The organism is Boseongicola sp., from assembly GCF_057460485.1.
This window is the reverse complement of sequence record NZ_JBVCWP010000325.1, coordinates 1-4,028: the sequence shown is the minus strand read 5'-3', so window position 1 is coordinate 4,028 and position 4,028 is coordinate 1. Positions and strand designations below refer to the sequence as shown.

Genomic DNA, 4,028 nt, shown 5'->3' with positions numbered 1-4,028 from the left:
GTCAATCGAACCGCATGGGTATACTCATCCGCGTCACAAAAAAGGCCCGCAAATTGGCGGGCCTTTCGTTTCTGATTTGGTCTGCACCCTTAGTCGATCTTTGGTAGCAGTGTGTCGAGCGAAGCCTTGGCGTCGCCGTAGAACATGCGCGTGTTATCTTTGAAGAAAAGCGGGTTCTCGATGCCTGAGTACCCGGTGCCCTGCCCCCGTTTGGACACAAAAACCTGCTTGGCTTTCCAGCACTCCAGAACCGGCATTCCGGCGATGGGGCTGTTTGGATCGTCCTGTGCCGCCGGGTTCACAATGTCGTTCGAGCCGATGACAATGGCGACGTCCGTTTTGGGGAAGTCTTCGTTGATCTCGTCCATTTCCAAAACGATATCGTAGGGCACGCGGGCTTCTGCCAGAAGCACGTTCATGTGTCCCGGCAAACGACCCGCGACCGGGTGGATTGCGAACCGAACCGTCTTGCCCTGCGCGCGCAGCTTGCGGGTTAGTTCGCTGACCGATTGCTGCGCCTGCGCCACCGCCATGCCGTAGCCCGGAATGATGATGATGCTGTCGGCGTCGTTCAATGCCGATGCCACACCATCGGCGTCGATCGCGATTTGTTCACCTTCGACTGCCATCTGAGGGCCTGCTTCTCCGCCAAAGCCACCAAGGATAACGCTGACAAAGTTACGGTTCATCGCCTTACACATAATGTAGGACAGAATGGCGCCGGACGAGCCGACAAGCGCTCCCGTCACGATCAGAAGGTCATTGCCTAGCGTAAAGCCTATAGCCGCCGCTGCCCAGCCCGAGTAGCTGTTCAGCATCGACACAACGACCGGCATATCAGCGCCGCCGATACCCATGATCAGATGCCAGCCGATGAAGCCTGCAACCATGGTAACAAGCACCATGGTCCAGATACCGGCACCGGTGAAGTAGGCAAAGCCAAGGAGAAGACAGATGATCAGCGAAAGCGCATTCAGATAGTGACCCGAAATGAACCGGATCGGCGCAGTTTCATTTGGCAGCATCAGTTTCTTCGGCTTGCCATCAACTTTTCCGGCAAGTTTTCCAAACGCCACGATTGAGCCCGTGAAAGTGATCGCGCCGATGAATATCCCGAGGAAGACCTCGACCTTCAGGATCGCGACTTCGACGCCGTCTTTCTTCCACAGCTTCTCGCCAAACGCGGTAAGATCGGCGTCCGAAAGCGCGATGCCTGCAGCTTTGATCTCGCTCACAGCTGTCAGCATGATGTCCGCGTTAAGGCCGATAAAGACCGCCGCCAGACCCACGAAGGAGTGAAGCGCGGCCACAAGTTGTGGCATCTCGGTCATCTTGACGCGCTGGGCGACATAGACACCAGCGACGGCACCGACGCCGACGGTCAGAATGATCAACCAAAGATTACCGACGCCGGGCGACAGAATGGTGGCAACCATCGCCACCCCCATGCCGACGATGGCGTACCAGATCGCACGTTTCGCGCTTTCCTGGTTCCGCAGCCCGCCAAGTGCGAGAATGAAGAGAACAGAGGCCGCTATATAGGCGGCAGAGACAAGTCCGTTGGACAACATTTTCTCGCCCCCCCTTAAGATTTCTGGAACATGGCGAGCATCCGGCGTGTCACCAAAAATCCACCAAAGATGTTAATCGACGCGATCAGGATTGAGATGCCCGCAAGAAGCACCACGATGATATTGCCCGAGCCGACCTGAAGCAGTGCGCCCACCACCACGATGCCGGAAATGGCGTTTGTGATCGCCATAAGCGGCGTGTGTAGCGAATGCGCGACGCCCCAGATCACCTGAAAGCCCACGAAGCAGGCAAGCGCGAACACCACAAAGTGCTGCATGAAGCTGGCAGGCGCAAAGGCACCGATCAGAAGCATAAGCGCGCCACCGGCGGCCAGGAGAGTGACCTGTTGCTTGGTCGCTTCTTTGAAGGCCGCAGATTCCTTCGCCTTTTTCTCTTTGGGCGTCAGGTCTTTCGGTTTGTCTTTTTTCGGCTGAGCCGCGATGGCTTTCGTTTTCGGCGGCGGGGGCGGCCAAGTGATCTCGCCACCTTTGGTCACGGTCGCTCCACGGATCACATCGTCTTCCATGTTGTGCACGACCTGGCCGTCTCTTTCCGGCGTAAGATCGGTCATCATGTGACGGATGTTGTTGGAATAAAGCAGCGAGGACTGTGCTGCCATTCGGCTTGGGAAGTCTGTATAGCCAACGATAGTGACGTTGTTCTTGGTCACTATCTTGTCGTCTTTGACGGTCAATTCGCAGTTACCACCGCGTTCCGCGGCAAGGTCCACGATGACCGAGCCGGGCTTCATCATCTCGACCATTTCTTTGGTCCAAAGGATTGGTGCATCGCGGTTCGGGATCAGCGCCGTGGTGATGACGATGTCGACTTCAGGCGCCAGTTCGCGGAATTTCTTCAACTGAGCGGCTGCGAATTCCGGCGATGATACGGCGGCATAGCCACCAGTAGCTGCACCGTCCTGAGCGGATTCTTCAAAGTCGAGGTAGACAAACTCCGCGCCCATCGACTCGATTTGTTCAGCGACTTCGGGGCGCACGTCGAACGCCAGCGTGATCGCGCCAAGCGAGGTTGATGTACCGATAGCGGCAAGACCTGCGACGCCTGCGCCAACAACAAGAACCTTGGCAGGCGGCACTTTGCCAGCGGCTGTCACCTGACCGGTGAAGAACCGACCAAAGTTGTTTCCCGCTTCAATCACAGCGCGGTAGCCGGCGATATTGGCCATGGACGACAGCGCGTCCATTTTTTGTGCGCGACTGATGCGCGGGACCATGTCCATTGCGATAACGCTAGCGCCCTGCTCTTTGGCAGTATGCAAAAGCTGATCGTTGGCGGCCGGGTAGAAGAACGAAATCAGCGTCTGCCTGTCCGACAGCTTTTTGGCTTCGGCATCTGTGGGGGGGCGAACCTTGGCGACGATCTCGGCATCTTTCCAAAGGGAAGCACCAGAGACGACAGCGACGCCCGCCTCTTTGTAGGCGGCATCAGAGAAGCCCGCGGCCTCGCCGGCGCCTTTCTGGATCATACACTCATAGCCGAGTTTTTGCAGGTCCTTGGCGCTGGCTGGCGTCATCGCCACCCGTGCTTCACCGCTTGCGCTTTCTTTTGGCGCTCCGATCTTCATGGACTATCCCCTGAATTGTATTGTTGTTAGCAGACTTGTATCGTTTCATCGCGATGTCTAATCGCACCGCCAAATTTTCTCAATGCCCTAACGTCGGCAACGCCTGCGGCCCTTACAGCCAGCGCCGGGTTTGGAACATGTATGCCTCATATTGCGCGCCAAATGCGGTTGTCAGGCGGGCTTCCTCACCGGTGATGAAACGTCGGATCAGGACCCATGCAAGAACCGGAACAAGAAAAAATCCGAGCAATTTGCCCCAGATCAAGGAAAAGCCTGCGAGGATCAGGAGATCTGCAAGGTAGATCGGATTGCGCGAAAGGCGGAATATGCCGGTGGTAATGAGAGCTGAAGGGGATTGTCGCGGAAAAACCGCAGTGCGCGCCCGTGCGAACTCAACAAGCGACGCAGCGATCAAGGCGGCTGCTGAACCTAAAGCGATGAAACCGGGCACAGATGCCGTCCCCCAAGGCGCGGCAAGCGGCACATTCCATGTAAGCAGTAATGCCGCGACGGTCCAAACTGGCGGGAGATCAATCCATTTCATGGACACCACCCTAGCGTCGGAAGGTTGTTGCGGCTATGGGCTTTGCGCATGACAGATTTTGAAGCGACCCGCCGTTTCTTCCACCTTCCCAAGGGCATGATTTACCTTGATGGGAATTCGCTTGGGCCCCTCCCGAAATCCGTGCCTGCCCGACTTGAGGCGATGGCGCGCGACGAATGGGGAGAGATGCTGATTACCGGCTGGAACCGTGCGGGGTGGATGGCCATGCCACGCCGCGTTGGTGACCGCGTGGGCCGCCTGATCGGCGCGCCTGATGGCAGTGTTGTGTTGGGCGATACGTTGACGATCAAGGTGTATCAGGCGCTG

3 protein-coding genes and 1 pseudogene are annotated in these 4,028 nt (G+C 57.2%); 1 reads left to right on the top strand and 3 read right to left on the bottom strand.

What is annotated here, in order from left to right:
- Window positions 1–89: 89 nt before the first annotated feature.
- The 3 genes from AC221Y_RS21310 to AC221Y_RS21300 all read right to left on the bottom strand — a co-directional run bounded on the left by AC221Y_RS21310 (window position 90) and on the right by AC221Y_RS21300 (window position 3,701).
- Window positions 90–1,568 carry an NAD(P)(+) transhydrogenase (Re/Si-specific) subunit beta gene (locus tag AC221Y_RS21310; protein ID WP_299753045.1) on the bottom strand — a complete coding sequence of 493 codons (1,479 nt, stop codon included), beginning with the start codon at window positions 1,566–1,568 and terminating at the stop codon, window positions 90–92.
- Window positions 1,569–1,585: 17 nt separating this feature from the next.
- Complete coding sequence (locus AC221Y_RS21305) at window positions 1,586–3,157, bottom strand: Re/Si-specific NAD(P)(+) transhydrogenase subunit alpha (protein WP_299753029.1); 1,572 nt, start codon at window positions 3,155–3,157, stop codon at window positions 1,586–1,588.
- A 112-nt stretch (window positions 3,158–3,269) separates the two neighbouring features.
- Window positions 3,270–3,701 carry a methyltransferase family protein gene (locus tag AC221Y_RS21300; protein WP_299753027.1) on the bottom strand — a complete coding sequence of 144 codons (432 nt, stop codon included), beginning with the start codon at window positions 3,699–3,701 and terminating at the stop codon, window positions 3,270–3,272.
- A gap of 48 nt (window positions 3,702–3,749) precedes the next feature.
- On the opposite strand from AC221Y_RS21300, the pseudogene AC221Y_RS21295 reads away from it, so the two are divergent.
- Window positions 3,750–4,028, top strand: a pseudogene (locus AC221Y_RS21295) (kynureninase); the annotation flags it as partial.